The organism is Propionicimonas sp. T2.31MG-18, assembly GCF_964266745.1.
GTDB lineage: Bacteria > Actinomycetota > Actinomycetes > Propionibacteriales > Propionibacteriaceae > Propionicimonas.
Genome location: NZ_CAXWGX010000023.1, coordinates 323,979 through 349,667 on the forward strand (window position 1 = coordinate 323,979; position 25,689 = coordinate 349,667).

Annotated in this window: 24 protein-coding genes; 20 read left to right on the forward strand and 4 right to left on the reverse strand. The window is 73.1% G+C overall.

Annotation, left to right across the window (positions count from 1 at the left end; translation table 11 throughout):
- Window positions 1-49 precede the first annotated feature (49 nt).
- The 9 genes from ACFQQJ_RS09505 (at window position 50) to ACFQQJ_RS09545 (ending at window position 9,132) form a co-directional block, all read left to right on the forward strand.
- Window positions 50-1,384, forward strand: a complete 1,335-nt coding sequence (locus tag ACFQQJ_RS09505; protein ID WP_377105980.1) for a bifunctional folylpolyglutamate synthase/dihydrofolate synthase — start codon at window positions 50-52, stop codon at window positions 1,382-1,384.
- Window positions 1,385-1,404: 20 nt separating this feature from the next.
- Window positions 1,405-1,737 (forward strand): DUF4233 domain-containing protein, encoded by a 333-nt coding sequence (locus tag ACFQQJ_RS09510; protein ID WP_377106322.1) that lies wholly within the window; start codon window positions 1,405-1,407, stop codon window positions 1,735-1,737.
- Window positions 1,738-1,782: 45 nt separating this feature from the next.
- On the forward strand, window positions 1,783-2,199 hold the full coding sequence (gene ndk / locus ACFQQJ_RS09515; RefSeq protein WP_377105981.1) for a nucleoside-diphosphate kinase: 417 nt from the start codon (window positions 1,783-1,785) through the stop codon (window positions 2,197-2,199).
- A 155-nt stretch (window positions 2,200-2,354) separates the two neighbouring features.
- The gene (locus ACFQQJ_RS09520) at window positions 2,355-3,341 is read left to right on the forward strand and encodes a CPBP family intramembrane glutamic endopeptidase (RefSeq protein WP_377105983.1); all 987 of its coding nucleotides are present in this window, start codon (window positions 2,355-2,357) and stop codon (window positions 3,339-3,341) included.
- A gap of 12 nt (window positions 3,342-3,353) precedes the next feature.
- The gene (locus tag ACFQQJ_RS09525) at window positions 3,354-4,034 is read left to right on the forward strand and encodes a uridine kinase (RefSeq protein ID WP_377105984.1); all 681 of its coding nucleotides are present in this window, start codon (window positions 3,354-3,356) and stop codon (window positions 4,032-4,034) included.
- A gap of 7 nt (window positions 4,035-4,041) precedes the next feature.
- Window positions 4,042-4,806 carry a DNA alkylation repair protein gene (locus ACFQQJ_RS09530; RefSeq protein ID WP_377105985.1) on the forward strand — a complete coding sequence of 255 codons (765 nt, stop codon included), beginning with the start codon at window positions 4,042-4,044 and terminating at the stop codon, window positions 4,804-4,806.
- 104 nt (window positions 4,807-4,910) lie between these two features.
- Entirely contained in the window at window positions 4,911-6,869 is a 1,959-nt protein-coding gene (locus ACFQQJ_RS09535; protein WP_377105986.1) for a TIGR03960 family B12-binding radical SAM protein, read from the forward strand.
- Between the two features lie 56 nt (window positions 6,870-6,925).
- Window positions 6,926-8,686, forward strand: a complete 1,761-nt coding sequence (locus tag ACFQQJ_RS09540; protein ID WP_377105987.1) for a SulP family inorganic anion transporter — start codon at window positions 6,926-6,928, stop codon at window positions 8,684-8,686.
- The gene (locus ACFQQJ_RS09545; protein ID WP_377105988.1) at window positions 8,683-9,132 is read left to right on the forward strand and encodes a VOC family protein; all 450 of its coding nucleotides are present in this window, start codon (window positions 8,683-8,685) and stop codon (window positions 9,130-9,132) included. Before ACFQQJ_RS09540 ends, ACFQQJ_RS09545 begins: the two co-directional genes overlap by 4 nt.
- A 32-nt stretch (window positions 9,133-9,164) precedes the next feature.
- Here the strand turns inward: ACFQQJ_RS09545 and ACFQQJ_RS09550 are convergent, their stop codons facing one another.
- The gene (locus ACFQQJ_RS09550; protein WP_377105990.1) at window positions 9,165-9,656 is read right to left on the reverse strand and encodes a GNAT family N-acetyltransferase; all 492 of its coding nucleotides are present in this window, start codon (window positions 9,654-9,656) and stop codon (window positions 9,165-9,167) included.
- Window positions 9,657-9,758: 102 nt separating this feature from the next.
- Between ACFQQJ_RS09550 and ACFQQJ_RS09555 the strand changes: the two genes are divergently transcribed.
- Both ACFQQJ_RS09555 and ACFQQJ_RS09560 read left to right on the forward strand, forming a co-directional pair.
- A complete protein-coding gene (locus ACFQQJ_RS09555) occupies window positions 9,759-10,409 on the forward strand; it encodes a TIGR03936 family radical SAM-associated protein (protein ID WP_377105991.1) in 651 nt (216 codons plus the stop codon).
- Window positions 10,410-10,659: 250 nt separating this feature from the next.
- Window positions 10,660-13,482, forward strand: coding sequence for an Rne/Rng family ribonuclease (locus tag ACFQQJ_RS09560; RefSeq protein WP_377105993.1), 2,823 nt, complete (start codon window positions 10,660-10,662; stop codon window positions 13,480-13,482).
- A 57-nt stretch (window positions 13,483-13,539) separates the two neighbouring features.
- On the opposite strand, the gene ACFQQJ_RS09565 is transcribed toward ACFQQJ_RS09560, so the two are convergent.
- A complete protein-coding gene (locus ACFQQJ_RS09565; RefSeq protein ID WP_377105995.1) occupies window positions 13,540-15,579 on the reverse strand; it encodes an NAD(+) synthase in 2,040 nt (679 codons plus the stop codon).
- Window positions 15,580-15,649: 70 nt separating this feature from the next.
- Between ACFQQJ_RS09565 and ACFQQJ_RS09570 the strand changes: the two genes are divergently transcribed.
- Window positions 15,650-16,330, forward strand: coding sequence for an alpha/beta family hydrolase (locus ACFQQJ_RS09570; protein WP_377105997.1), 681 nt, complete (start codon window positions 15,650-15,652; stop codon window positions 16,328-16,330).
- Window positions 16,331-16,418: 88 nt separating this feature from the next.
- Here ACFQQJ_RS09570 and ACFQQJ_RS09575 read toward each other — a convergent pair whose 3' ends face one another.
- Together ACFQQJ_RS09575 and ACFQQJ_RS09580 are read right to left on the reverse strand one after the other, a co-directional pair.
- On the reverse strand, window positions 16,419-16,946 hold the full coding sequence (locus ACFQQJ_RS09575) for a methylated-DNA--[protein]-cysteine S-methyltransferase (protein WP_377105998.1): 528 nt from the start codon (window positions 16,944-16,946) through the stop codon (window positions 16,419-16,421).
- Complete coding sequence (locus ACFQQJ_RS09580) at window positions 16,943-18,424, reverse strand: Ada metal-binding domain-containing protein (RefSeq protein ID WP_377105999.1); 1,482 nt, start codon at window positions 18,422-18,424, stop codon at window positions 16,943-16,945. The genes ACFQQJ_RS09575 and ACFQQJ_RS09580 overlap by 4 nt, the downstream gene beginning before the upstream one ends.
- A 186-nt stretch (window positions 18,425-18,610) precedes the next feature.
- Between ACFQQJ_RS09580 and ACFQQJ_RS09585 the strand changes: the two genes are divergently transcribed.
- From ACFQQJ_RS09585 to ACFQQJ_RS09620, 8 genes are all read left to right on the forward strand, one after another.
- Entirely contained in the window at window positions 18,611-19,246 is a 636-nt protein-coding gene (locus ACFQQJ_RS09585; protein ID WP_377106001.1) for an ANTAR domain-containing response regulator, read from the forward strand.
- Window positions 19,247-19,426: 180 nt separating this feature from the next.
- Window positions 19,427-19,735 carry a 50S ribosomal protein L21 gene (gene rplU / locus ACFQQJ_RS09590; protein ID WP_377106002.1) on the forward strand — a complete coding sequence of 103 codons (309 nt, stop codon included), beginning with the start codon at window positions 19,427-19,429 and terminating at the stop codon, window positions 19,733-19,735.
- 10 nt (window positions 19,736-19,745) lie between these two features.
- Window positions 19,746-20,006 (forward strand): 50S ribosomal protein L27, encoded by a 261-nt coding sequence (gene rpmA / locus ACFQQJ_RS09595; protein ID WP_377106004.1) that lies wholly within the window; start codon window positions 19,746-19,748, stop codon window positions 20,004-20,006.
- Window positions 20,007-20,133: 127 nt separating this feature from the next.
- On the forward strand, window positions 20,134-21,012 hold the full coding sequence (locus tag ACFQQJ_RS09600) for a hypothetical protein (RefSeq protein ID WP_377106005.1): 879 nt from the start codon (window positions 20,134-20,136) through the stop codon (window positions 21,010-21,012).
- Window positions 21,013-21,115: 103 nt separating this feature from the next.
- Window positions 21,116-22,615, forward strand: a complete 1,500-nt coding sequence (obgE, locus tag ACFQQJ_RS09605; RefSeq protein ID WP_377106324.1) for a GTPase ObgE — start codon at window positions 21,116-21,118, stop codon at window positions 22,613-22,615.
- Entirely contained in the window at window positions 22,608-23,756 is a 1,149-nt protein-coding gene (gene proB / locus ACFQQJ_RS09610; protein ID WP_377106007.1) for a glutamate 5-kinase, read from the forward strand. The genes obgE and proB overlap by 8 nt, the downstream gene beginning before the upstream one ends.
- On the forward strand, window positions 23,753-24,433 hold the full coding sequence (locus tag ACFQQJ_RS09615) for a SemiSWEET family sugar transporter (RefSeq protein ID WP_377106009.1): 681 nt from the start codon (window positions 23,753-23,755) through the stop codon (window positions 24,431-24,433). Before proB ends, ACFQQJ_RS09615 begins: the two co-directional genes overlap by 4 nt.
- A 5-nt stretch (window positions 24,434-24,438) precedes the next feature.
- Window positions 24,439-25,680 (forward strand): glutamate-5-semialdehyde dehydrogenase, encoded by a 1,242-nt coding sequence (locus tag ACFQQJ_RS09620; protein ID WP_377106010.1) that lies wholly within the window; start codon window positions 24,439-24,441, stop codon window positions 25,678-25,680.
- Window positions 25,681-25,689: the final 9 nt, after the last annotated feature.

Sequence of the window (25,689 nt, forward strand, 5' to 3'; positions counted from 1 at the left end):
TATCGAGGCACCCTGTCCCGCCCGCGCCGGGTACTAGGCTGAGCGGACCATGAGCCGAACCCACGCCCAGATCGTCGCAGAGCTCCAGGACCGCTGGCCCGAGCACCGGGTCGCGCCCAGCCAGGCACGCGTCCGGGCGCTGTGCGACCTGCTCGGTTCGCCGGAGCGGTCCTTGCCGGTGATCCTCATCGCCGGGACGAACGGCAAGGGCAGCACCGCGCTGATGATCGACTCGCTCCTGCGGGCGCTCGGCCTGCGGGTCGGCCGCTATGCCAGCCCGCACCTGGTGGACGTGACGGAGCGGATCAGCATCGACGGCGAGCCGATCAGTGAAGAGGCGTTCGACGCGCTGGTCGAGGAGGTGTCGCCGCTGGTGGAACTGGTGGACGCCCAGCTGCTCGAGGGCGTCCGGATGACCTTCTTCGAGGTGATGACCGCGCTGGCCTACGCCGCCTTCGCCGACGCCCCGGTCGACGTGGCCGTCGTCGAGGTGGGCCTGGGCGGACGCTGGGACGCGACCAACATCGTCGAGGCAGAGGTGGCGGTCGTCTGCCCGGTCGACCTCGACCACACCCACCTGCTCGGCGGCACGGTCGCGGAGATCGCCGCGGAGAAGGCGGGGATCATCAAGGCCGGAGCGAAGGCCGTGCTGGCCGCCCAGCAGCCGGAGGCGGCGCGCGTCCTGCTGGCCCGCTGCGCAGAGGTGGGCGCGGAGGTGCTGCGCGAGGGCGTCGAGTTCGGCCTCATCGGACGCACGCCGGCGATCGGCGGCCAGGTGCTGCGCCTCGACACCGCCGAGGGGCCGCTCGGCGACCTGTTCCTGCCCCTGTTCGGGGCGCACATGGCGCAGAACGCTGCCCTCGCCGTCGCGGCGGTCGAGGCGTTCCTGGGCGGCAAGCCGCTGCCGCCGGAGGTGATCTCCGCCGGCCTGGAGCAGGTGGAGGCGCCCGCGCGCCTGGAGATCGTCCGGCGCTCGCCGACCGTGGTGATCGACACCTGCCACAACCCGCACGGCGCACGGGCGACGATCGACGCCGTGACAGAGGCGTTCGACTTCACGCCGCTGGTCGGGGTGGTCGCGATGATGGCGGACAAGGACGTGGACGGGGTGCTGGGGATCTTCGCCGAGGCGATGACCAGCGTCGTCTGCACGTCCATCGGCTCCACCACCCGCGCCCTCCCGGCCGCCGACCTGGGGGAGCGGGCCGCCGGCGTGTTCGGCGCGGACCGCGTCGTGGTGGTTCCGGGCATGGCCGAGGCCATCGAGGAGGCCGTCCGGTTGGCCGACGAGGCCGGCCCCGGGTCCGGGGTGCTGGTCGCCGGCTCGGTGTACGCCGCCGGCGAGGCACGGGCCCTCCTGGTGCGGCCGGGGGCGGACGCGTGAGGCTCGCCCCGACCAACCCGATGGGCCGGGTGATGCTGAGCATCCTCGCGTTCGAGGCCATCGTCTTCGGCCTGGCGATCCCCGGGATGATCCAGGTCTCCTCCGTGCCGGTCGGGCTCGCGTTCGGGCTCGGCGGCGGTGCAGCGGTGCTCGCCATCGTGTCGGCAGCCCTGCTGCGCGGGCCGGTCGGCTATCCGCTCGCCTGGCTCACCCAGGTGGTGGGCATCGCGCTCGGCCTGGCCACCCCGATGATGTATGCCGTCGGTGGCATGTTCGCCCTGCTGTGGGTGGTGTGTTTCGCCTTGGGCCGCCGGATCGCGGCCACCCCGCCGGCCGGCCCGCCGCGCGGGTGAGCCCGCGTTCCGGAGCCGTCCCTGACGCCGGGTAAGGTGCTCGCCATGACGGAGCTGCAACGGACGCTGGTCCTGCTGAAGCCGGACGCGGTCCGCCGCGGCCTGGTGGGTGCCATCCTCGCCCGCTACGAAGCCAAGGGGCTGTCCATCGTCGCCATGGGCCTGCGCGACGTGGACGGCGAGATGGCCGACCGGCACTACGCCGATCACGTGGAGAAGCCCTGGTACCCGCCGCTGCGCGACTACTTCACCAGCGGGCCGCTCGTCGCCCTGGTGCTCGAGGGTCCGGAAGCCGTCGACGTGGTGCGCCTGATGAACGGCGTCACCAACTCGGTCGTCGCCGCGCCCGGCACCATCCGCGGCGACTACTCGCTGTCCAACCGGGAGAACCTGGTGCATGCCTCGGACTCCGTCGAGTCCGCCGCCCGGGAAGTCGCCCTGTGGTTCCCGAGCCTGGCCTGACCCCGCCCGAGGGCTCGTTCCCGGGGGCGCCGCCGCCCGGGCAGCCGGCGTGGCCCGGCCCCGGGCCGTCCGGCAGTCCGTTCCCCGCGCCAGGGGGCGCCGTCGCGCCGCCGCCTCCGGTGCCGTGGCCGCCCGCCTATCCGCCGGTGCCGCCCATGCGCCCGCCCAAGCCTCCCGCCCTGCCGGTGGTGCAGCGGGAGTACCACGAGTTCTTCCGGGCTCCCCGGCTGCGCTGGTGGAAGCCGCTGGCCGCGTTCGGGATGTTCCTCATCGGGCTTATGTTGGCGATCATCGTCGCGACGGTCATCGTGATCCCGGACGTGATCAGCGGCAGGCTGACGACCGCGCAGGCCCAGGGCGGCTCCATCCCGATGACACCGCTGCTCTTCCTGGCCAACAACGTGTTCCTCGGCTTGTGGGTGCCACTGGCGTTCCTGACGGCGTGGACGGTCTTCGCCCAGCACCCGAAGTGGCTCTCCTCGATCACCGGCGGGTTCCGGTGGGGGTTGTTCGGGCGTTTCGCGCTGATCTCGTTCGTGGTCCTCGCGGTCTCGACCGGCATCCAGATCCTGCTGGGGGGAGGGCTGGAGGGGCTGGCCTGGAACTCCGACTCGCTCTTCCTGATCGTGACGATCCTGCTCACCACGCCGTTCCAGGCCGCCGGTGAGGAGTACGCCCTGCGTGGGCTGGGGGCGCGCTGCCTCGGCGCGTGGTTCTCGTCCCGCCGTGTCGGGCTGGTCGTCGCGACCGTCGGCACGTCGGTGGTCTTCATGCTGCTGCACGGCGCCGGCGACCCGTGGCTGAACTCCTTCTACCTTCTCTTCGCGGTCGTCGGCTCGGTGCTGGCGTGGCGCACGGGTGGCCTGGAGGCCGCCGTGGCGCTGCACGTGGTCAACAACCTGATCAGCGAGGCGACGCTGCCGTTCTCCTCCCTCGACGGGCTGTTCGACCGGCAGGCCGGCGTGGCCGGGCCGGAGACCCTCTGGCAGATGGGCGCGGTCGTCGTCGTGGGCGGCCTGATGCTGTGGCAGGCGCGCCGCCTCGGGCTCCCCACGGCCACCGCCCCGGCCGCCCCGCCACCTCCTGGGGAGCGGGCCCTCGGCGCGGAGGTATTCTGGAACTCTTCGCACACGATCGCTTGACAAGGGCGTGAGATGACTAACGATGTGGTGACCAAGGTCGACGCCGGCAGTGCCCTCAAATGGTTGCGGGCCAAGATCCGTCCCCGCAGCGGGCGGACGCTGGTCGGCATCGACGGCGTCGACGGCGCGGGCAAGACCACCTTCGCCGACGAACTGGCCGACCTGCTCCGGGAGTCCGGGCTCACGGTGATCCGGATCTCGATGGACCACTACCTGAACCCGCAGTCGAAGCGGTACGCCCAGGGGCGCAGCTCCGCGAAGGGCTACTTCGAGGACAGCTACGACTACGCGCGGTTCAGTGACGAGGTGCTGGAGCCGCTCGGGCACGGTGGCTCGGGCCGCTACCGGACGGCCGCCTACGACCTCGACTCCGAGTCCGAGGTCAACTCCCCCTGGAAGATCGCCCCCGACGACGCCGTGGTGATCATCGACGGCATGTTCATGCACCGCGACGAGCTGTGTTCGAGCAGGAAGAACAAGGTCTGGGACCTGTCGGTGTGGCTGGAGGTGCCGTTCTCGGAGTCGTTCCACCGCCTGGCCGAGCGCGAGGACAAGATCACCCCCGACCCCGAGGACCCCGCCAACGCCCGGTACTACCAGGGCCAGTTGATCTACCTGCGTTCGTGCGACCCGGCGCACCGCGCCGACCTGGTCGTGGAGAACGTCGCCCCGCACTCGCCGGTCATCGACTGAGCCCGGCGTGGCCACCCGCGTGGCCGCCGGCCCGGCGGACGCGATCCCCGAGCGGCCGGACGCCCTGGCGGCGGCGCTCCTGCGGCGCCTGGAGGAGCGGTCCGACCCGGCCAACGTGGCGGGCATGGCCCGCTACGGCATCAGCGCGGAGGGCACGCTCGGCGTCCCGATGACGGTCCTGCGCGGGCTCCAGCGCGAGCTGCGCCCGCTGCGGCGGGAGCGTCCCGCGCACGCCCACGAGGTGGCAGCGGCGCTGTGGGCGTCCGGGTGCCACGAGGCTCGGATCCTCGCCGCGCTGGTGGACGTCCCCGCGCTGGTCACCCCTGCCCAGGCCGACGCGTGGGTGCGTGACCTCGACTCCTGGGACACCTGCGACCAGCTCCAGGGGCTGTTCGCGTCCACCCCGTTCGCCTACGACAAGGCCGTGGAGTGGGCGGGCGCGGAGGAGGTGTTCGTCAAGCGCGCCGGGTTCGTGCTGATGTGCGCCCTCGCCGTCCACGACAAGGCGGCGGACGACGCGCGGCTGGAGGCCTTCCTCCCGCTGGTGGTGCGCGAGGCGACCGACGACCGCAACCTCGTGAAGAAGGCCGTGAACTGGGCGCTGCGCCAGGTCGGCAAGCGGTCGGCCACCTGCCACGCGGCCGCCGTCGCGACCGCCGAGGAGATCCTCCAGCGGCACCCCGCGTCCACGGCCGCCCGCTGGATCGCCAGGGACGCGCTCCGCGAGCTCCGCAGCGCGGCCGTCCTCGCGCGCGTCCACCGCCAGCGGTGAGTGGGGGAGCCGCCGGTCCGGGTGTCAGCGGGGGAGTGGGTGCGAATGTTGCCGAGGACGGCGGGGTCGGAACCCGGCGGCGCATTGATTACGCTGGTCCGACCATGACCACGACCGTCGCATCGCTGTATCCCCGCCTGGAGCCGCTCCTGGCGCAGGTCAGCAAGCCCGTCCAGTACACCGGGGGCGAGGTGAACTCGGTGAGCAAGGACTTCGCCGCCGCCGAGGTGCGCTGGGCCCTGATGTACCCCGACGTCTACGAGGTGGGGCAGCCCAACCAGGGCCTCGCGATCCTCTACGAGCTGCTCAACGAGCGGGAGTGGATGCTCGCCGAGCGCACCTACTCGGTGTGGCCGGACCTCGCCGCCCTGATGCGCGCCGGCGGACTGCCCCAGTTCACGCTGGAGAGCCACCTGCCGGTGCGGGCGTTCGACCTGCTGGGGGTGAGCTTCTCCACCGAACTCGGCTACACCAACCTGCTGGAGGCCCTCGACCTCGGCGGCATCGCCCTCCACGCCGCGGACCGCGGCGAGGACGAGCCGGTCGTGATCGCCGGCGGCCACGCCGCGTTCAACCCCGAGCCGATCGCCGACTACATCGACGCCGCCGTCCTCGGCGACGGCGAGGAGGCCGCGCTGGCCGTGTCCGACCTGGTCCGCGGCTGGAAGGCGTCCGGGAAGCCGGGCGGAAGGCGCGGCCTGCTGTACGAGCTCGCCCGTTCCGGCGTCGCCTACGTGCCGGCCTTCTACGACGTCAGCTACACCGACGCGGGCGCGATCGCTTCCGTCTCGCCCAACACCCCGGGCGTGCCCGAGCGGGTGGCCAAGCACACCCTCATGGAACTCGACGACTGGCCGTACCCTGCCCGTCCGGTGGTGCCGCTCGCCGAGACCGTGCACGAGCGCTACTCGGTGGAGATCTTCCGGGGCTGCACCCGCGGGTGCCGGTTCTGCCAGGCCGGCATGATCACCCGTCCGGTCCGGGAGCGGAACATCGAGACCGTCGGCCGGATGGTCGAGGGCGGGATCGCCGCCACCGGCCTGGACGAGGTGGGCCTGCTGAGCCTGTCCAGCGCGGACCACAGCGAGATCGGGCCGATCACCAGCCAGCTCGCCGACCGCTACGAGGGCAGCTTCGTCTCGCTGTCGCTGCCCAGCACCCGGGTGGACGCCTTCAACATCGACCTCGCCAACGAGCTCAGCCGAAACGGGCGTCGTTCGGGGCTGACGTTCGCGCCGGAGGGCGGCTCGGAGCGCATGCGCAAGGTGATCAACAAGATGGTCAGCGAGGACGACCTGATCAGCACGATCACCGCGGCGTTCAGCCAGGGCTGGCGCCAGGTGAAGCTCTACTTCATGTGCGGACTGCCCACGGAGACCGACGAGGACGTGCTGGGCATCGCCGACATGGCGGCCCACGTGATCGAGGCCGGACGGCGTGCCGCCGGCACGCGCGACATCCGTTGCACGATCAGCATCGGCGGGTTCGTGCCCAAGCCGCACACGCCCTTCCAATGGGTGGCGCAGGCCGACCCGGAGACGATCGACAACCGGCTCCGGCTGCTGCGCGAGAAGATCCGCGCCGACAAGCGGTACGGCCGCGCCATCGGCATGCGCTACCACGACGGGAAGCCCGGGCAGGTCGAGGGCCTGCTCAGCCGGGGCGACCGCAGGGTGGGACGCGTGATCGAGGAGGTCTGGCGGGACGGCGGGGTGCTGGACGGCTGGAGCGAGCACTTCTCCTACGACCGGTGGATGGCGGCGGCGGAGCGCGCGCTCGCCCCCCATGGCGTGGACGTCGGCTGGTTCACCACCCGCGAGCGCCCGCAGGGGGAGGTGCTCCCGTGGGACCACCTCGACTCCGGCCTCGACCGCGACTGGTTGTGGCAGGACTACCAGGACGCCGTCTCCGGCGCGGAGGTCGAGGACTGCCGCTGGTCCGGCTGCTACGACTGCGGCGTGTGCCCGGAGTTCGGCACCGAGATCCAGATCGGCCCGACCGGGCGGTCGCTGCTCCCGCTCACCGTGGTGCGTCCGGCCGTCTCCCCGGTCCCGGGGCGGTAGGCGCCGTTTCGCCGCGGCGGGTGCCCGGTGGCGCCGGCGTCCCGTAGCGTTGCGCCATGGGTGAGGAACCTGTCGGCTGGCGGCGCTGGGCGCCCGGGCTGGGGGTCCTCCTCGGCTACGACCGGGCCTGGTTGCGCGGCGACCTGATCGCCGGGGTCACCGTCGCTGCCTACCTGGTGCCGCAGGTGATGGCCTATGCGGAGATCATCGGGCTGCCGCCGGTCACCGGCCTGTGGGCGGTGCTGGCGCCGATGGCTGTCTACGCGATCCTGGGCAACTCGCGCCAGCTGTCGATCGGGCCGGAGTCCACGACCGCACTGATGACGGCTGCCGGGATCGCCGCGCTGGTCGGCCAGGTCGGCCCCGGCCGGCGGGCGGAGGTCGCGGCGCTGATCGCGATCGCTGTGGGCGTGGTCTGCCTGGTCGCGTGGGTCGCCCGCCTCGGCCAGATCGCCAACCTGCTGTCCAAGCCGGTCCTGGTGGGCTACATGGCCGGCATCGGCGTGCTGATGGTCGTCAGCCAGTACTCCAAGCTCACCGGCCTGGCCATCGAGGGCGACAACCCGGGCACGCAGACCCTGTCGCTGGTGTCGCAGCTCGGCGCCGTCCACCTGCCCACGCTGCTGGTCGGCCTGGGCGTGGTGGTCGCGCTGTTCGCCCTGCGCGCCTGGGCGCCCCGCTGGCCGGGTCCGTTGCTGGTGATGCTCACCGCGGCGGCGCTGGTGGCGTTCACGCCGCTGGGGTCCCTGGGCATCCGGGTGATCGGGGAGGTGCCGCGGGACCTTCCCCAGGCCGCACTGCCGAACCTCGAGGGCATCGACCTCCTGCAGCTGGCCGTGGCGGCGCTCGGCATCGCGGTCGTCGGCTACAGCGACGTGATCCTCACCGGACGGGCGTTCGCCGCGCGGCGCGACGAGCGCGTCGACGCCACCGGCGAGTTGCTCGCCATGGGTGCGGCGAACGTGGCCAACGGCTTCCTGGCGGGCTTCCCGGTGTCGTCGTCCGCGAGCCGCACGGTGATCGGGGACGCGGCCGGCAGCCGCACCCAGTTGCACTCGCTGGTCGCGGCAGCGATGGTGCTCGGCTCGATCTACCTGTTCTCCCCCGTCCTCGGGGCGTTCCCGCAGGCCGCCCTCGGCGGCGTGGTCGTGTACGCGGGCCTCCGGCTGGTCGACCTGTCCGAGCTCGGCCGCATCGGCGCGTTCCGGCGCAGCGAGCTCGTGCTGGCCCTCGTCACGATGGCAGCGGTGCTGGCCACCGGTCTGCTGAACGGCATCGGCATCGCGGTCGGCCTGTCGATCCTGGACCTCATCCGGCGCATCGCGCACCCCCATGACGGCGTCCTCGGCTACGTGCCCGGGATCGCCGGGATGCACGACGTGGACGACTATCCCCGGGCCACCCAGGTGCCAGGGCTGGTCGTGTACCGGTACGACTCGCCGCTGTTCTTCGCCAACGCCGACGACTTCCTCACCAGGGCACTGGCGACCGTCCGCCGGGCCGACCCCCGCCCGCGGTGGTTCCTCCTGAACGCCGAGGCCAACATCGAGGTCGACCTGACCGCCGTCGACACCCTCGAGCAGCTCCGGCGAACGCTGGACGGGCAGGGCATCGTCTTCGCCCTGGCCAGGGTGAAGATGGAGGTCCGCGAACAGTTGTCGCAGGCCGGCTTCGTCGAGGCCGTCGGCGAGGACAGGATCTTCGCCACGCTCCCGACCGCCGTGGCCGGGTACGCCGCCTGGTACGAGCGCGAGTACGGCGAGCGGCCCCCGGGTATCCCTGAAGCCACCACCACCCAGCCCAAGGAGGAGAAATGACCGTGCCGGTGTCGTTCCAGGTCGTGGTCGACTGCGCGGACCCGCACGAGCTCGCCCAGTGGTGGGCCGACACCATGGGCTGGGACCTCGAGCCGACCAACGAGGACTTCATTCGCCGGATGATCGCCGAGGGCTACGCCGGTGAGGCCGACACCCGCCAGTGGCGTGGCCAGCTGTGGTGGGCGACGGGAGCGGCGATCACCCAACCCGGCGCCCCGGACGGAGGCGCGTGCCGCCGGATCCTGTTCCAGCAGGTGCCTGAGGCGAAGGCGGGCAAGAACCGCGTGCACCTCGACCTCCGGGTGACCGCGACCGGGCCGGACCTCGACGCCTCCCGCGACGCCCTCCTTGCACGTGGCGCGTCCTACCTCCACGAAGGGTCCGAGGGTCCCCACCGCTGGTACACGATGGCCGACCCCGAGGGCAACGAGTTCTGCATCACCTGAGCCCGCCCGCCCCTGCCCGGCCGGCGGGGCCGTCAGCCCAACGGGTGGACGTAGGCCAGCAGGTGCACGTCCGGGCGCGGCCACCAGTCGCGCTCGGGCACGCGCGTGAATCCGAGCCGCCGGTACATCCGGTGGGCGGTCGTCATCCACTCCGCGGAGGAGATCACCACCTGGTCGAAGCCGTCGGCCGCGGCCCGCTCCAGGCAGCGTCGTACCAGCAGGGTGCCGACCCCGCGTCCGCGCGCGGCGGGGGCGACGGCCAGGGCGCGGAACTCGCCCTCCGCGTCGGTGCCCAGCTCGCGGTAGGGCGAGCCGAGAGGGCAGGAGGTCACCGTGCCGACCACGGCCCCCGTCTCGTCGACCGCGACCAGCAGTTCCGCACCCGCCGCGCGCGACGCGGTGTCGCGCAGGAGCTCCAGGTACGGGTCTCCCGGCGCCAGGGCACCCTCGGCGAGGTAGGCGGCCACCGTCACCTCGCCGGCGGCGGCGTACTCGTCGGGCCGGGCCGGACGGATGTCGATCACCGCCCCATCAAACCAGTTGCGGCGGACGTCCGGATACGCTGTGCAACCGTAACTCCGCGACGACAGCCCGAGCAGCAGGCGCCGCCCGTCCAGCGACTGCGCGTGCAGTACGCCAAGCGGGGACGGGCGCGGTTCGCCTCGCACCGCGACTTCGGACGGGCGTTCGAGCGTGCGCTGCGCCGCGCCGGCATCCCGATGGCCTTCTCCTCCGGTTTCTCCCCGCATCCGAGGATCAGCTATGCCAACGCCTCGCCGACCGGGGCGGCCACCGAGGCCGAGTACCTCGAGCTGGGTCTCGCCGCCGTGCTCGACCCGGAGTGGGTGCGCGATCAGCTGAACGCCGCCATGCCGGACGGCCTGGTGGTCGTGCGCGTCGTCGAGGCGGCCGCCGGCTCGCTCGCCGAGCGGCTCACCGCGTCCCGCTGGGAACTGGTGCTGACCGGGGTCGATCCCGCGGAACTGGCCGGGGCGGTGGCGGACCTGCTCGCCGCGGACCGGCTCGAGGTCGAGCGGATGACGAAGACGGGACTGCGGCGCTTCGACGTGCGCGCGGCGGTGATCCAGCTGTCCGCGGAGGGGGACCGCGTCCACCTCGTCTCCCTGATGGGCGAGCCGCTGGTGCGTCCCGACGACGTCGTGCAGGCGCTCCACCTGCTGCGTCCGGGGCTCAGGACCGGGGTCCCCGCGCTGGTGACGCGCCTCGAGCAGGGGTCCTGGGACGGCGAGCGCATCGCCGACCCGCTCGCCTGCTGACGGCCGCGGCGCGCCGGACCGGGTCTGGGACGGGTCCGGGGAGTGTGGAATACTGGGGCTCAGGCCGGAGTCATCCAGACCCCCGACCCTCGAGTGCTGAACCGGTGTGACAGGCCGGGCACGAGCCGAGACCTCACCGCGACGCCAGACGACCGCGGGGGCCGACAGTGTTGAGGCATTCGACCAGATGAGGCTTCGCTGCCACGAGCAGCCACGTTTGCGGCACCCCCGCCGCTGAAGGAGAGCAACAGTGCTCGATTCCGAACACCCGAATACTGACCAGCCTGCCCTGGACGCTGTCGAACAGGCACCCGCAGCCCCGCCGCGCCGCCGCCGCGCGGCCAGCCGACCGGCCGGACCGCCCGCAGCCGTCGAGCCGGGCGCCGTCCCGGCGGCTCCTTCCGCGGAGCCCGCCGTCGCTGCGGCACCGACCCCCGAGCTGCCGGCCGAGGCGGTCGCTGCGGCACCCACCCCTGAGCCGGTCACCGAGGCACCCAAGCGCACCCGCCGCAGCCGGGCGAAGGCCGAGGCCCCCGCCGCGTTGCCGCTGGAGGAGGCCCCCGCCGTCGACGTGACGGCGGAGCCCACCGAGGAGCCGGCGCCGCCGGCAGCCGAGCCGAGGACGCCCGCCCGCCGGCGCCGCGCCACCCGCGCGACCGCGGAGGCCGCGGACGACGCCGACGTGGCCGCCAGCCTCGCCGAGCTCGCCCACCAGGAGCGCACCCGCACGCGCCGCCGGGTGAAGGCAGAGGCTTTCGGCCTGACCGAGGAGGCGACCCCCGACCAGGTGCTCGACTCGCTCGCGGCCGCGATCGGCGGCCTGCTGAGCGAGGAGCCCGAGGCCGAGGAGGACGCGGAGGACGTCGAGGAGGTGGCCGAGGACGACGAGGACGAGGACGCCGCCGACCTGGCCGAGGACGAGGCCGGTGAAGGTGACGGGACGACCTCGCGCCGCCGCCGCCGCCGTCGTGGCGGACGTCGCCGCCGCCGCGGGGCCGGTGAGGCCGCCGTGGACCTCGAGGAGGAGGGCGAGGAGCCCGCAGCCGCCGAGTCCGCCGCAGGCACCGACGGCGACGCCGAGCCCGGCGAGGAGGCCGCGACCGAGAGCGCGTCGCGTCGTCGCCGTCGTCGCCGCCGTCGCGGGGAGGACGCAGGGGACGGCGAGGAGGACGGCGTCGACGTGGTGGTTCGCGTCCGCGAGCCGCGCCGTCGCAGCACCCCCAGCGACGAGGTCACCGGTATCGAGGGCTCGACGCGCATGGAGGCCAAGAAGCAGCGCCGGCGCGAGGGCCGTGCCGCCGGTCGCCGGCGCACCCCGATCCTGAGCGAGTCGGAGTTCCTGGCCCGCCGCGAGGCCGTCGAGCGCACCATGCTCATCCGCCAGGCCGACGACTACTCCCAGATCGCCGTGATGGAGGACGGGGTCCTCGTCGAGCACTACGTCGACCGGGCCTCGGCCACGTCGATGATCGGCAACATCTACCTGGGCCGGGTGCAGAACGTCCTGCCCTCGATGGAGGCGGCGTTCGTCGACATCGGACGCGGCCGCAACGCCGTCCTGTACGCCGGCGAGGTCGACTGGGAGTCGTTCGGCGTCACCGGGCAGGACAAGAAGGTCGAGCGGGTCTTCAAGTCCGGCCAGCAGGTGCTGGTGCAGGTGAGCAAGGACCCGGTCGGCGCCAAGGGCGCCCGCCTGACCTCGCACATCTCGATCCCCGGCCGCTACATCGTGTACTCGCCGGGCGGCCACCTGTCCGGCATCTCGCGCAAGCTGCCCGAGGGGGAGCGCCGCCGGCTGAAGGGGATCCTCGACGAGCTCATCGGGTCGGAGGCGTCCGTCATCGTCCGCACCGCGGCCGAGGGCGCCAGCGAGGAGGAGCTGGTCCGCGACGTCAACAGGCTCAAGGCGCAGTGGGAGGTGCTGGAGAAGAAGGTCAAGGCCGGCCAGGCGCCCCAGCAGCTCTACGCCGAGCCGGACCTCACCGTCCGGATCGTCCGCGACCTGTTCACCGAGGACTTCGGCACGCTGATCGTCGACGGCAACGGACAGGCCGACGACGCGTACGACACCGTCCTCGCCTACGTCGAGCATGTCGCGCCGCACCTCGGAGAGCGGCTGAAGCGCTGGGACCGCACGACGCAGGGCGACATCTTCGACGCACACCGCGTCCACGAACAGGTGGCGAAGGCGCTCGAACGCAAGGTGTTCCTGCCCTCGGGCGGCTCGCTGATTATCGACCGCACCGAGGCCATGACCGTCATCGACGTGAACACCGGCAAGTTCACCGGCACGTCCGGCAACCTCGAGGCGACCGTCACGTCGAACAACCTGGAAGCCGCGGAGGAGATCGTCCGCCAGCTCCGGCTGCGGGACATCGGCGGCATCATCGTGGTCGACTTCATCGACATGGTGCTGCCGGCCAACCGCGAGCTGCTGCTGCGCCGGCTGGTCGAGTGCCTCGGTCGTGACCGGACCCGCCACCAGGTGGCGGAGGTCACCTCGCTGGGCCTGGTGCAGATGACCCGCAAGAAGATCGGGACGGGGCTCGCCGAGGCGTTCACCGTCGCCTGCGAGACCTGCAAGGGTCGTGGGTACCACGTGCACGACGCCCCGGTGGCGTCCCAGGCACCGGCCGACGGCGGCGACCGGGACGGCGCCCGCCGCGGTGGCCGCTCCGGCGGCGGCCAGCAGGCCACCACCCGGCGCAGTTCCCGTGCGCGCAAGGAAGAGCCGGCCCGCCCGGCCGGACCGGCGCCGGAGATCCTGGCCATCCACGCCGCCTCCGAGCACGCGCACGGCGCGGACGACACGGCCGCTCCCGTCGCGGAGGAGACGAACGCGCCGGTCGAGGTCGCCGAGACGGTGACCACCGAGGCCGTGGTGGAGCCGGTCGAGGTCGTCGAGCCGGCGGTGGAGGCCACCGAGGCCGTGGCCGGGACGGCCGAGGTCGTCGACGTCGCCGCCGAGCCGGTGTCCGACGTCGAGCCGGAGGTCGTCCAGCCCGTCGACGTGGAGGAGCCCGTTGCCGACCAGCCGGCGGACCCCCAGCCGGAGCCGGTCGCGGCCGAGTAGCAGACGAAGGGCGCCGGCCGGTCCTCCGGTCCGGCGTCCACCCGTCGGGGGTGCCCGTCAGCCCTGGGGCACGTTCTCCAGCTCGGCCAGCCAGAGGGCCGCGGAGGTGTCGGACGGCGCGCGCCAGTCGCCGCGCGGAGACAGCGAGCCGCCCCGCACCACCTTCGGCCCGTTGGGCAGCGCCGAGCGCTTGAACTGGGCGAACCCGAAGAACCGGGAGCAGAACACGCCCAGCCACTTCCTGATCGTGGCGAGGTCGTAGGACGTCCGCTCGTCGTGGGGGAAGCCCTCCGGCCAGGCGCCGGCATCCGCGTCCCGCCAGGCGTGCCAGGCGAGGAACGCGATCTTGGACGGCTTCATACCGTGCCGCAGCACGTGGAACAGGGTGAAGTCCTGCAGCGAGTACGGGCCGATCGTGGCCTGCGTCGACTGCGGCGTCTCGCCCTCGCCGACGGGCACGAGTTCCGGCGTGATCTCGGTGTCCAGGATCGCCTGGAGCGTGGCCGACACGGCGTCGGAGAACTGGCCGGAGCTGATCACCCAGCGGATCAGGTGCTGCATGAGCGTCTTGGGCACCCCGCCGTTGACGTTGTAGTGCGACATCTGGTCCCCGACACCGTACGTGCACCAGCCGAGCGCCAGTTCGGACAGGTCGCCGGTGCCGAGCACGATGCCGCCGCGCTGGTTGGCGAGGCGGAAGAGGTAGTCGGTGCGCAGGCCGGCCTGCACGTTCTCGAACGTGACGTCGTACACCGGCTCGCCGTCGGCGAACGGGTGGTCGAGCCGGTCGAGCATCAGCCGCGCCGTGTCGGTGATGTCGAGTTCTGCGAACGTCACGCCCAGGGCCTGCGCGAGGGCGGTGGCGTTGCCCTTGGTGTGCGCGGACGTGGCGAAGCCCGGCATGGTGAACGCCAGGATGTCGGAGCGCGGACGGCCCAGCCGGTCCATCGCCCGCGCGGCCACGATCAGGGCGTGCGTGGAGTCGAGGCCGCCGGAGACGCCGATCACGATCTTCGGCTGGCCGATCGCCCGGAGCCGCTGCTCGAGGCCGCTGACCTGGATGTTGTAGGCCTCGTAGCAGTCCTGCGCGAGGCGGGCGGGGTCGGCGGGGACGAACGGGAAGCGCGCCAGCGGCCGGCGCAGCCCGAGGTCGCCGGACGGCGGCTCCAGGTCGAAGGTCACCGTCCGGTACTCGCCCACCCGCTCGGCATGGGTGCGGCGGTTGTCGTCGAAGGTTCCCTGGCGCAGGCGGTCCTGGACCAGGGTGCCGAGGTCGAGGTCGGCGATGCTCGCCCGCGGGCCCTCGGGGAAGCGCTCCGACTCGGCCAGCAGCGTCCCCGCCTCGTAGACCATCGTCTGGCCGTCCCAGGACAGGTCGGTGGACGACTCGCCCTCCCCGGCGGCGCTGAACACGTAGCCGGCCAGCAGCCGCGACGAGCCGGAGAGGCACAGCACCTTGCGCTCCTCCGCCTTCGCCACCGTGATCGGGCTGCCGGACAGGTTCGCGATGACCGTGGCACCGGCGAGCGCAGCCTCCGCGCTGGCCGGGATCGGCACCCACATGTCCTCGCAGATCTCCACGTTCAGCACGAAGCCCGGCAGGTCGTCCGCGGCGAAGAGCAGGTCCGCGCCGAACGGCACGTCCTGGCCGGCCACCCGGATCTCGCCGGTCACGTCGTCGCCGGGACCGATCTGGCGACGCTCGTAGAACTCCCGGTAGGTCGGAAGGTAGGACTTGGGGACGACGCCGAGCACGCGCCCGCGGTGGATCACCACCGCGCAGTTGTAGATGCGGTTGAGGCTGACCAGCGGCGCCCCGACTGCGATCACGCAGCCGACCGACGCGGTCTGCGGCACCAGCCAGGCCAGCGCGTCCTGGACGGCGTCGAGCACGGTGTCCTGCATCAGCAGGTCCTCGATCGAGTACCCGCTGAGCGTGAGTTCCGGGAACACCGCGAGGCACGCCCCGGCGTCCGCGCACTCGCGTGCCTGGGCGAGCACCGCCTCGGCGTTCGCCTGCGGCTGCACCATGCGGATCGGCAGCGTGCAGGCGGCGACCCGCGCGAACCCGTGGGCGTAGAGGTTGAAGAAGTCCATGACAGCGCTCCTGGCTCCGGTGTGGCCTCAGCATGCCACGGCTGGGCGGTCGATCGACGAGACTGTACCCATGAGCGAGGTGCTGCGCGTGGAGACGCCGGACGGGCCCGGAGAACTCGTGCTCGACGGGGCGGTCACGCCGACGGCCGCGGTGGTGCTCGGGCACGGTGCCGGGGGCAGCGAGGACGCCTGGGACCTGGCCCTCCTGGCACGGGAACTGCCCGCAGCGGGCGTCAGCGTCGCCCGGTACCGGCAGCCGTGGCTGGTCGCGGGGCGGAAGGTCGCCGGGCCGCCGGCCTCCCTCGATCGCGCCTGGGTGCCGGCCGTCGCCGTCCTGCGTGAGCGGTGGGCGGGCACGCCGCTGTTCGTCGGCGGGCGCAGCGCGGGTGCCCGGTGCGCCTGCCGCTGCCTCGACGAGGCGGACGCGGGCCTCGTCCTGCTGTCCTTCCCGCTGCACCCCCCGGGCAAGCCGCACAAGAGCCGCGTGGCCGAACTGGCCGCGACGACCCGGCCCGTCCTCGTTCTCCAGGGCGCCGGTGACCCGTTCGGGACGCCGGCCGACGTGGCGCGGGCGCTCGCCGACGCCGGCTACGCGGGCGAGCGCATCGTCGGTGTGCCCGGGGCCACCCACTCCCTCGCCCCGGCCAGGAGCCTGCCGGCCCCGGCGGTGGCCGAGCGCGAACAGCTCCTCGTCGGTGCCGTGGTCACCTTCATCGCCGACGTGATGGAGCCGGTGCCCTCCGCCGAGTAGCCGGGGGCTGTCGCGCTCCGGAACCGGATCGGCGGCGGCCCGCCCGCCCGGATCGACCGCCACCACGACACCGGACCGCCGGATCGCGTCACGCCGGCGGCGCCGCGGACGGGCGGCCGGCGGCCTCCCGTGCCAGCAACGATCGCTTGACGTCGATGCCCCAGGCGAACCCGCCGAGGCTGCCGTCGCCGCGCAGCACCCGGTGGCACGGCACGAACAGCGCCGGCGCGTTGCTCGCGCAGATGCTCGCCGCCGCCCGGACGGCCTTCGCGTTGCCGAGGGCCGCCGCGAACTCCGCGTAGCTCAGCGGCGCTCCCGGCGGGATCCGTCGCAACCGGTCCCAGCCGCTGCGGCGCCAAGGGCTGCCCGCCTGCCGGACGGGAACGGCGTCCAGCGCCGCGGGGTCGCCGGCGTAGTAGGCGCGTACGGCGGCCACCGGCCCGGCGACCTCGGCGTGATCGGAAGGCACGACCGCCACGTCGGCCGGGCGCTCGCCGGCAGGCAGGCGGGCGAGGATCGACCCGGTGTCGTCGGTCCAGCCGGACGCCAGGACGACGCCGTCGTCGGCCAGCACGGTGAAGGGGCCGTCCGGGGTGTCGAGGGTGGTCAGCTTCACGGTGAATTCCTTCCGGTCGATGCCCGCCACAGGTGGAGGCCGGCGTAGGAGCGCCACGGGGCGACGGTCGTCCCCCAGGCGGCGAGTTCGCGGGGGCTGTCGGGCAGCCCGAGGCGCCGGGCCCCTGCCCGGAGCGCGACGTCCCCGGTGAGCAGCAGGTCCGGATGGCCCAGCACCCGCATGGCCACGTAGTCGGCGGTCCAGGCGCCGATGCCACGCTCGGCGACCAGCCGCGCGCGCTGGTCGACGGGGTCGTCCCCGATACCGAGCTCGAGCTCCCCGGACGCCAGCCGACGGCAGACACCGACGATCGCGTCGATCCGGGCACGCGGACCGGTGAGCACCTGTGCGCCGCGCTCGGCCACGGCGGCGGGGGAGGGGAACAGGGTGGTGAGCGCCCCGGACGGCTCCGCGACCGGGCTGCCGAGCTCCACCGCCAGGCGGCTGAGGTGCGTGCGGGCGGCGGCCACCGACACCTGCTGGCCGACGAGCGCACGGATCAGCAGCTCGTGGGCGTCAACGGCCCCAGGCAGCCGGATTCCCGCTGTGGCGCGCACGGACGGCGCCAGCGCACGGTCGCGGCGCAGGGCGTCGTCGATGCCGACCGGATCTGCGTCCGCGTCGAACAGGCGCCGCACGCGCGCGACGAGCGGACCCAGGTCGGACAGCGCCGCCAGCCGGGCGTCCAGGAGCAGGCGCGCGCCGTCCCAGCGCACGGAGAAGTCCGCCGGGCCGGACGGCAGCAGCAGCGTCCGGGAGTAGTGGTCGGGGCCGGCCAGCTCGACCCCCGGCACCGCGCGGGCGGCCAGCCAGGCGAACACCCCGGCGGCGTCGAACGGAAGCCGGACGGGCAGCGCGAGCGCGACCCGCGTCCCCGGCGTCGGAGAGCCCGCCGACGTGGCGGGCGAGGTGGCCCGCGGGCCGGGACGCGTGGCGCGCACCTGCGACGGCGTCCGGTCGTAGAGCGCCGTGATGGTGTCGTTGAACTGGCGGATGCTGCCGAAACCGGCAGCGAAGGCGATGTCGCTCACCGGGAGGTCGGTGGCCACCAGCAGCTGCCGTGCCGTCTGCGCCCGGTGCGCGCGGGCCAGGGCCAGCGGGGAGGCGCCGAGCTCTGCGCCGAGCAGCCGGTTGAGGTGGCGCGCGGTGTAGCCGAGCCGTGACGCGAGTCCCCCGACACCTTCCCGCTCGACGACACCGTCAGCGATGAGGCGCATCGCCCGGGCGGCCACGTCGGAGCGGGTGTTCCACTCCGGTGAGCCCGGGACGGCGTCCGGCAGACAGCGCTTGCACGCCCGGTAGCCCGCCTCGTGCGCCGCGGCGCCGGTGGGGAAGAACTCGACGTTGCGTGCCAGGGGGGTGCGCGCCGGGCAGGACGGGCGGCAGTAGATGCCGGTCGTGCGCACGGCCAGGACGAACGCGCCGTCGAAGCGGGAGTCGCGGGTGGCGACCGCCCGGTACCGTTGCGCGAAGTCCATGCCGATCAGCATGGCATGCGGCCCGACCGACAACTAGCGGAAATCGGACGTGGCCGTCCCGCATCCGGACAGGCCGGGAAGCGGCGGCCCCGGGCGCAGCAGGGACGGCCCTGGGCGCGGTGGCCTGCCCAGATGCGCCCGCGACCGGCAGAATGAGCACCGCCCACATCGCAACCAGGGGGAACAGTGGACCAGGACGTCAGGGAAGCTGCGCGCCACGCGACCGCTGTCCGCGTCGGCCGGGACCTCGCTTCCGAGGAGGACCTGGCCACCCTCCTCGGGATTGCGGAGCACGGGCTGGGTGAGCTCTTCGACGGGGAGTGCACGATCCAGGTCGGAGTTCGGGTCGATCCGCCGGTGGGCGAGGTCCCCGAGTGGATCCCGTCTGACGGGCTGCGCGACGAGGTGGCCACGGGCCTGGCCAGCACGCCGACGCCCGACGTCTGGCACGAGCGTCCGGGCATCCTGCTCGTACCCCACAGCGCCAGCGGCGTGTGTCGTGCCTGGGTGCAGTTCCCCGTCCCGCGTCGCGTCAGCGTCGAGGAACTCATCATCGGCGACCTGTTCGCGCAGGCCTTCGCCATCGCAGTGGACCGGCTGGTCAGCCAGGATTCGGCGGCCCGGCGCGAGGCACAGTTGCGGGACGCGGTCGAGGCGCACAGGATCATCGGGCAGGCCACCGGAATCCTCATGGAACGCCACCGGCTCACCGCTGCACTGGCCTTCGACCGGTTGAGGACGGCGAGCCAGAACCGGAACATCAAGGTCAGGGAGATCGCCGGACGCATGGTCGACACCGGCCTGGAACCTGATCAGGCCTGAGGGCCGGGCACGCCGCGGTCCGCCGCCCGGTTTGACCCCTCAGCCCGGGGGCCCGTATTCTTGACCCTCGGTGCTCACTGTGCGGCTTTGCGTCGCCGGGAGCATGACCCAAAGCGCAGGACACCCGCGAAGTCGGGGTGAGCGCGCTTGTCGGAAAGAGCTTAGGGAAGTAGGTCGGGCGTGTACGCGATCGTGCGCAGTGGTGGCCGCCAGCACAAGGTTGCTGTGGGCGACATCGTGGAGATCGACAAGGTCGAGGCGAAGGCCGGCGACAGCGTTTCGCTGACCCCGCTGCTTCTCGTCGACGGCGACAAGATCACCGCGGATGCGAAGAAGCTCGGCAAGGCGAGTGTCACCGCAGAGGTGATCGCCGAGACCAAGGGTCCGAAGATCCGGATCATCAAGTTCAAGAACAAGACCGGCTACAAGAAGCGCCAGGGTCACCGCCAGCGGTACACCCAGGTCAAGGTCACCGGGATCGAGAGCTGAGGCTACTGACATGGCACACAAGAAGGGCGCATCGTCCTCCCGCAACGGTCGCGACTCCAACGCGCAGCGGCTCGGCGTCAAGCGGTTCGGTGGCGAGCAGGTGAACGCCGGCGAGATCATCGTCCGCCAGCGCGGCACCCACTTCCACCCGGGTGAGGGCGTGGGTCGCGGTGGTGACGACACGCTGTTCGCCCTCCGTCCCGGCAAGGTCGAGTTCGGCACCCGTCGCGGACGTCGCGTGGTGAACATCGCGATCGAGGACGCCGAGTAGGCGAACCCACAGCACGGCAAGAGGCGGTCCCACCCGGGGCCGCCTCTTCCGCGTTTCCGAACGGTCGTGCCCGTGCCGGTCGGCGGACGCCCCGGGTGCTGACGGGCCGCCGGTTATGCTCGGCGACATGCTCCGCACCGGCCGGATCGGCGTCGTCGCCCTCGTGGCCGTCCTGACGCTGGCGCTCACGGCCTGCGACGCCCGCGGGACGGTCGAGGTGCGTTCTGCCGACGAGGTGGTGCTCGACGTCACCCTCGGCGGGATCACCCGGCGCACCTGCCGCGGCATCGGGGACGCCTCCCCCAAGGTGACCGTCGACCTGCGGGCGGCGAGCGGCGGAAGCTGGGAGTGCCGGGTCACCGGGACGATCAGCCCGGCGGACCTGCTGGTGCTTGACGTCGTGGCCATGGACGACTACTACGTCGTCACCGCGAACGTCGGCGGCGACATCCAGCCCGGGGCCATCGACGTGACCCTGGAGCTGCCCGGGCGGGTGCTGGCAGCCAGCGGGGGCACGGTGGAGGGCAACACGGTCCGGTTCACCGGAGACGCGACCGACGTGTTCGCCGGGAACGTCCGCGTTCTCGCCAAGGCCGGCCCGGAGGTTCCCTGGGGGCCGGTGGGCGCTGCGATCGGGCTGCTCGTCGGCGTGCTCGTCACCCTGGTGGGACTGCGGTGGCGCAGGGCGGCGCGCGCCCGCGCGACGGAGGCGGCGACCGAGCTGGCGCCGGCCGACGCCGATCCGGTCCCCGATGACGCGGCGGTCGACACCGCTGAGGCGTTCGCTCCACCGGCAGCCGTCCCGGACGAGGCCTGGGCCCGGGTGGCGCAGGACCCGGCGGCGGAGGCACCACGGCCTCCCCGGGGACCGGTCGACCCCACCTACTGGTCGCACCCGCCCGCGGCCCCGGCGCCCGCCCCCGGGCCGGCGCCCGAGCCCCCGGAGCCGCCGGGTACCGGCCGTCCGGACACCTCGATGTGGGCGCCGCCGGCGACGCGGGGGTGAGGCCGGGCGGCCCGGCTCGGTCGCGCGCGGGGCGGGCCGATAGACTGGTCGCCGCGTGCCGTCCGTCTGGACGGTGACCGCCCGTCGCACCGAAAGCTCGCTCGTGGCCATTCCCTCCTTCATCGACCGGACCGTGCTGACCGTTGCCGCAGGCAACGGCGGGCACGGCTGCGCGTCCATCCGGCGGGAGAAGTTCAAGCCGCTGGGGGGCCCGGACGGCGGCAACGGCGGCAACGGCGGCTCGATCATCCTGCGGGTCGACCCCGGCCTGACCACGCTGGTGGAGTTCCACCGGCAGTCGGTGCGCCGGGCGAGCAACGGGCAGCCCGGACGCGGCGACTTCAACAACGGCGCCAACGGCGAGGACGTGGTCCTTGCCGTGCCCGACGGCACGGTCGTCTCCGACGCCCACACCGGTACGGTGCTGGCCGACCTCGTCGGCCCGGACGCGGAGGTCGTGATCGCCGCGGGCGGACGCGGGGGCCTGGGCAACGCTGCGCTCGCTTCCGCGGCCCGCAAGGCGCCCGGCTTCGCGCTGCTGGGTGAGGAGGGCGAGTCCCGCCAGATCACCCTGGAGCTCAAGGTCGTCGCCGATGTCGGCCTCGTCGGATTCCCCAGCGCCGGCAAGTCGTCGCTGATCGCCGCCATCTCTCGCGCGCGTCCCAAGATCGCCGACTACCCGTTCACGACCCTGGTGCCGAACCTCGGCGTCGTCGTCGCCGGGGCCACCACCTTCACCGTCGCCGACGTGCCGGGCCTGATCGAGGGCGCCAGCGAGGGACGTGGTCTCGGCCACGACTTCCTGCGCCACATCGAGCGCTGCCAGGCGATCGTCCACGTCGTCGACTGCGCGACCTACGAGCCCGGCCGCGACCCGCTCACCGACCTCGACGTGATCGAGGCGGAGCTGACCGCCCACGGCGGGCTGGAGGACCGTCCGCGGATGGTCGTGCTGAACAAGGTGGACATCCCCGATGCCGCGGAACTCGCCGCCCTGGTGACCGACGACGTCGCCGCACGGGGGCTGCCGGTGTTCGCCGTCTCGACCAAGACCGGCGCAGGGCTCCAGGCGCTCACCTTCGCGCTGGCCGAACTGGTCGCCCAGCGGCGCAAGGAGACCGCTCGCACGCCCGCACCGCGGATCGTCATCCGCCCCGAGCCGGTCTCCTCCGGACCGGAGTTCACCATCACCCGCCAGGGCGACGGCGAGGGCGGCTTCGTCTGGCGCGTCCGTGGCGACAAGCCTGAACGCTGGGTGCGGCAGACCGACTTCGGCAACGCAGAGGCCGTCGGGTACCTCGCCGACCGGTTCGCGCGGCTGGGGGTCGAGGAGGAACTGCTCGCCATGGGCGCCCTGGCCGGCGACGCGGTCGCGATCGGGGCGGAGAACCCGGTCGTCTTCGACTTCGCGCCGCAGGTCGAGATCGGCGCGGAGATCCTGTCGCGGCGCGGTGAGGACCAGCGCCTCACCACAGAGCGGCCCGCGGCCCAGCGGCGCCGCGTCCGCGACGCGGAGTACCACGCGGCCAAGGCTGCGGAACGCGAGGCGCAGGACTACACCCGCCTGGCAGCGGAGGGGTTCGAGGACGACGACGATGAGTAGCGCCCTCGCCCGCGACGCGCTGCGCACCGAGATCACCACCGCTCGCCGGCTGGTGGTGAAGGTCGGCTCCTCCTCGCTGACCGACGCCTCCGGCGCCCTCGACATGTCCCGGCTGGAGACCCTGGTGGACGCCCTCGCGGCCGCGCGGGCGCGAGGCCAGGACGTGGTGCTGGTGTCCTCCGGCGCCATGGCGACCGGCATGGGCCCGCTGCGGCTCAAGCACCGCCCGCGGGACCTGGCCAGCAAGCAGGCCGCGGCTGCGGTGGGGCAGAGCCTGCTGGTGGGACGGTACGGCTCACTGTTCGCCCGCTACGACCTCACCGTCGGCCAGGTGCTGCTGACCGTCGAGGACGTGGCCCGCCAGGACCACTACCGCAACGCGCTGCGCACGTTCACCCGGCTGCTCGAGCTCGGCGTGGTACCGATCGTCAACGAGAACGACACCGTGGCCACCCACGAGATCCGCTTCGGCGACAACGACCGGCTCGCAGCGCTGGTCGCCCACCTCGTCGGTGCGGACGCCCTGGTGCTGCTCAGTGACGTGGAGTCGCTGTACACCGAGCACCCGTCCAGCCCGAACGCGCGGCCGATCGCCGTCGTGCCGGACATCGAGGAGCTCACCGTCGACACCTCCGGGCGCGGTGCCGAGATCGGCACCGGCGGCATGGCGACCAAGCTCCAGGCCGCGCGGATCGCGACCGCTTCCGGCATCCCCGTGGTGCTGGCCGCGGCGTCCCGGGTGTCGGCAGCCCTGGCCGGCGAGCCGGTCGGCACGCTGTTCGAGGCGACCGGCAAGCGGCGTGCGCGGAAGCTGATGTGGCTGGCCTACGCGTCGGTCTCCCAGGGGGAGCTGGTGCTGGACGCGGGCGCGGTGAAGGCCGTCACCGAGCGCAAGGCGTCCCTGCTCCCGGCCGGGATCATCGAGGTGCGCGGCGCCTTCCGGGCCGGCGACCCGGTCCGGCTGGTGAGCGAGGCCGGTACGGTCGTCGCGCGCGGGCTCGTCGGATACGACTCCGCCGACCTGCCGGGCATCATCGGCCGCAGCACCCACGACCTGGTGGCCGAACGGGGGGCCGGCTTCGACCGGGAGGTGGTCCACCGCGACGACCTCATCGTGCGGGCGAGGAAGAAGAAGAGTTGACCGGCGTCGAGATCCTCGGGTGGCTGGCCGCGCTCGTCGGAACGTCCCTGGGCCTGCCGCAGCTCGTCCGCCTGGTGCGCACGCGCAGCACCGCCGGGCTGTCGCTGCTCGCGTGGCAGGCGATCCTCACCCTGAACCTGATCTGGTTCGTCCACGGGGTGAAGATCGGCGCGGCGAACATGAGCCTGCCCAACCTCCTCGCCCTCGCCACCACCGTGCCGGTGCTGGTGCTGATGAGCCGCGACCGCGGCCGTCCGCTGGCCCGGGTGCTGTGGCCGAGCCTGCTGGGTGCCGCGCTGCTGATCACGATCGACCTGCTCACCACCGGCGGCGTGTTCGGGATGTTCTCCCTTGTGCCGGCGGCGCTGGCGAACCTCGGCCAGTGTGTGGAGGTGATCCGGGCCAGGGACGTCACCGGCCTGTCCCCGGTCTTCCTCGTGCTCGGCCTGGCGAACCAGCTGCTGTGGCTGTCGTGGGCGGTCGGGATCAGCGAGCCGTCCTCGATCATCTCCTCCGTGGCGATCACCGTGATCGTCACCTTCACCCTCGTCTGGTACACGCTGCGGCGTCTCGGGCTGCGCGCACTGTGGCCCTCGTCCACGGCGTCGGTGGGCGAGCTCGTCGCCGAGGCCGAACTGGCCGCGGACGATCCGGCGGGTTCCACCGCCGTATCCTGAGCGGCATGACCTTCGTTGACCAGGCCGTGCGGGCGCGCACGGCCGCCCGTGCGCTGGCCGTCCTCACCCGGACACGCAAGGACGCCGCCCTGCACGCGATGGCCGATGCGCTGGCCGCCGCGTCCGACCCGGTGCTCGCCGCGAACGCCCTGGATGTCGACGCGGCACGTGCCGCGGGCACCTCGGCCGCGCTGGTCGACCGGCTGACGCTGACCCCGTCCCGGCTCGACGCGATGGCGGCCGGCCTGCGGGCGCTGGCCGCCCTGCCCGACCCGGTGGGCGATGTCGTGCGCGGCTGGACGAATCCCAACGGCGTCCGCGTGCGCCAGGTGCGGGTGCCGCTCGGCGTGGTCGGCATCATCTACGAGGCGCGGCCCAACGTGACCGCCGACGCCGCCGGCATCTGCCTCAAGGCCGGCAACGCCGCGCTCCTGCGCGGCTCCTCGTCCACCATCAACTCCAACCGTGCGGTGATGGCGGCCCTGCGGGCCGGGCTGGCGGCTGCGGGGCTGCCGGAGGACGCCGTCCAGCTCGTCGAGGGCGACCGCGGTGTCACCGGCGAGATGATGGCCGCCCGTGGCCTGGTCGACGTGCTGATCCCGCGCGGCGGCGCCGGCCTGATCAACGCCGTCGTCGACGGCTCCAAGGTTCCGGTCATCGAGACGGGCACCGGCAACTGCCACCTGTTCGTCGACGCGAGCGCCGACGAGGACATGGCGATCGCGATCATGCTGAACGCGAAGGTGCAGCGTCCCAGCGTTTGCAACGCGCTGGAGACCCTGCTCGTGCACGCCGACATCGCCGGCTCGTTCCTGCCCAGGGCGCTGGCGGCGCTCGCCGCGGCGGGGGTCACCGTGCACGGCACCCCGGCGGTCGCGGCGTACTCCGCGGACGTCGTCCCTGCCGGCCCGGACGAATTCGACGACGAGTACCTCTCGCTCGACCTGGCCTGCGACGTCGTCGAGGGACTGGACGCCGCGATCGCCCACATCCGTGCCCACACCACCGGGCACTCCGAGACCATCGTCACCTCCGACCGCCGGTCGGCGGAGGTGTTCACCGCGGAGGTGGACGCCGCGGCGGTGCTGGTGAACGCGTCCTCGCGGTTCGTGGACGGGGGCGAATTCGGGTTCGGCGCGGAGATCGGGATCTCGACCCAGAAGTTGCACGCCCGCGGTCCGATGGGCCTGGTGGAGATGACCTCGACCAAGTACGTCGTCGACGGCGACGGCCAGGTCCGGGCCTGACCGTCCGGG

Coding starts and splice junctions, on each gene's coding strand:
- ACFQQJ_RS09545 (WP_377105988.1), top strand. CDS start 8,683: ATGACCGTGCCGGTGTCGTTCCAGGTCGTGGTCGACTGCGCGGACCCG.
- proB (WP_377106007.1), top strand. CDS start 22,608: ATGAGTAGCGCCCTCGCCCGCGACGCGCTGCGCACCGAGATCACCACC.
- ACFQQJ_RS09600 (WP_377106005.1), top strand. CDS start 20,134: ATGCTCCGCACCGGCCGGATCGGCGTCGTCGCCCTCGTGGCCGTCCTG.
- ACFQQJ_RS09620 (WP_377106010.1), top strand. CDS start 24,439: ATGACCTTCGTTGACCAGGCCGTGCGGGCGCGCACGGCCGCCCGTGCG.
- ACFQQJ_RS09570 (WP_377105997.1), top strand. CDS start 15,650: ATGAGCGAGGTGCTGCGCGTGGAGACGCCGGACGGGCCCGGAGAACTC.
- ACFQQJ_RS09510 (WP_377106322.1), top strand. CDS start 1,405: ATGGGCCGGGTGATGCTGAGCATCCTCGCGTTCGAGGCCATCGTCTTC.
- ACFQQJ_RS09580 (WP_377105999.1), bottom strand. CDS start 18,424: ATGGACTTCGCGCAACGGTACCGGGCGGTCGCCACCCGCGACTCCCGC.
- ACFQQJ_RS09565 (WP_377105995.1), bottom strand. CDS start 15,579: ATGGACTTCTTCAACCTCTACGCCCACGGGTTCGCGCGGGTCGCCGCC.
- rpmA (WP_377106004.1), top strand. CDS start 19,746: ATGGCACACAAGAAGGGCGCATCGTCCTCCCGCAACGGTCGCGACTCC.
- ACFQQJ_RS09540 (WP_377105987.1), top strand. CDS start 6,926: ATGGGTGAGGAACCTGTCGGCTGGCGGCGCTGGGCGCCCGGGCTGGGG.
- ACFQQJ_RS09535 (WP_377105986.1), top strand. CDS start 4,911: ATGACCACGACCGTCGCATCGCTGTATCCCCGCCTGGAGCCGCTCCTG.
- ACFQQJ_RS09525 (WP_377105984.1), top strand. CDS start 3,354: ATGACTAACGATGTGGTGACCAAGGTCGACGCCGGCAGTGCCCTCAAA.
- ACFQQJ_RS09520 (WP_377105983.1), top strand. CDS start 2,355: ATGCGCCCGCCCAAGCCTCCCGCCCTGCCGGTGGTGCAGCGGGAGTAC.
- ndk (WP_377105981.1), top strand. CDS start 1,783: ATGACGGAGCTGCAACGGACGCTGGTCCTGCTGAAGCCGGACGCGGTC.
- ACFQQJ_RS09505 (WP_377105980.1), top strand. CDS start 50: ATGAGCCGAACCCACGCCCAGATCGTCGCAGAGCTCCAGGACCGCTGG.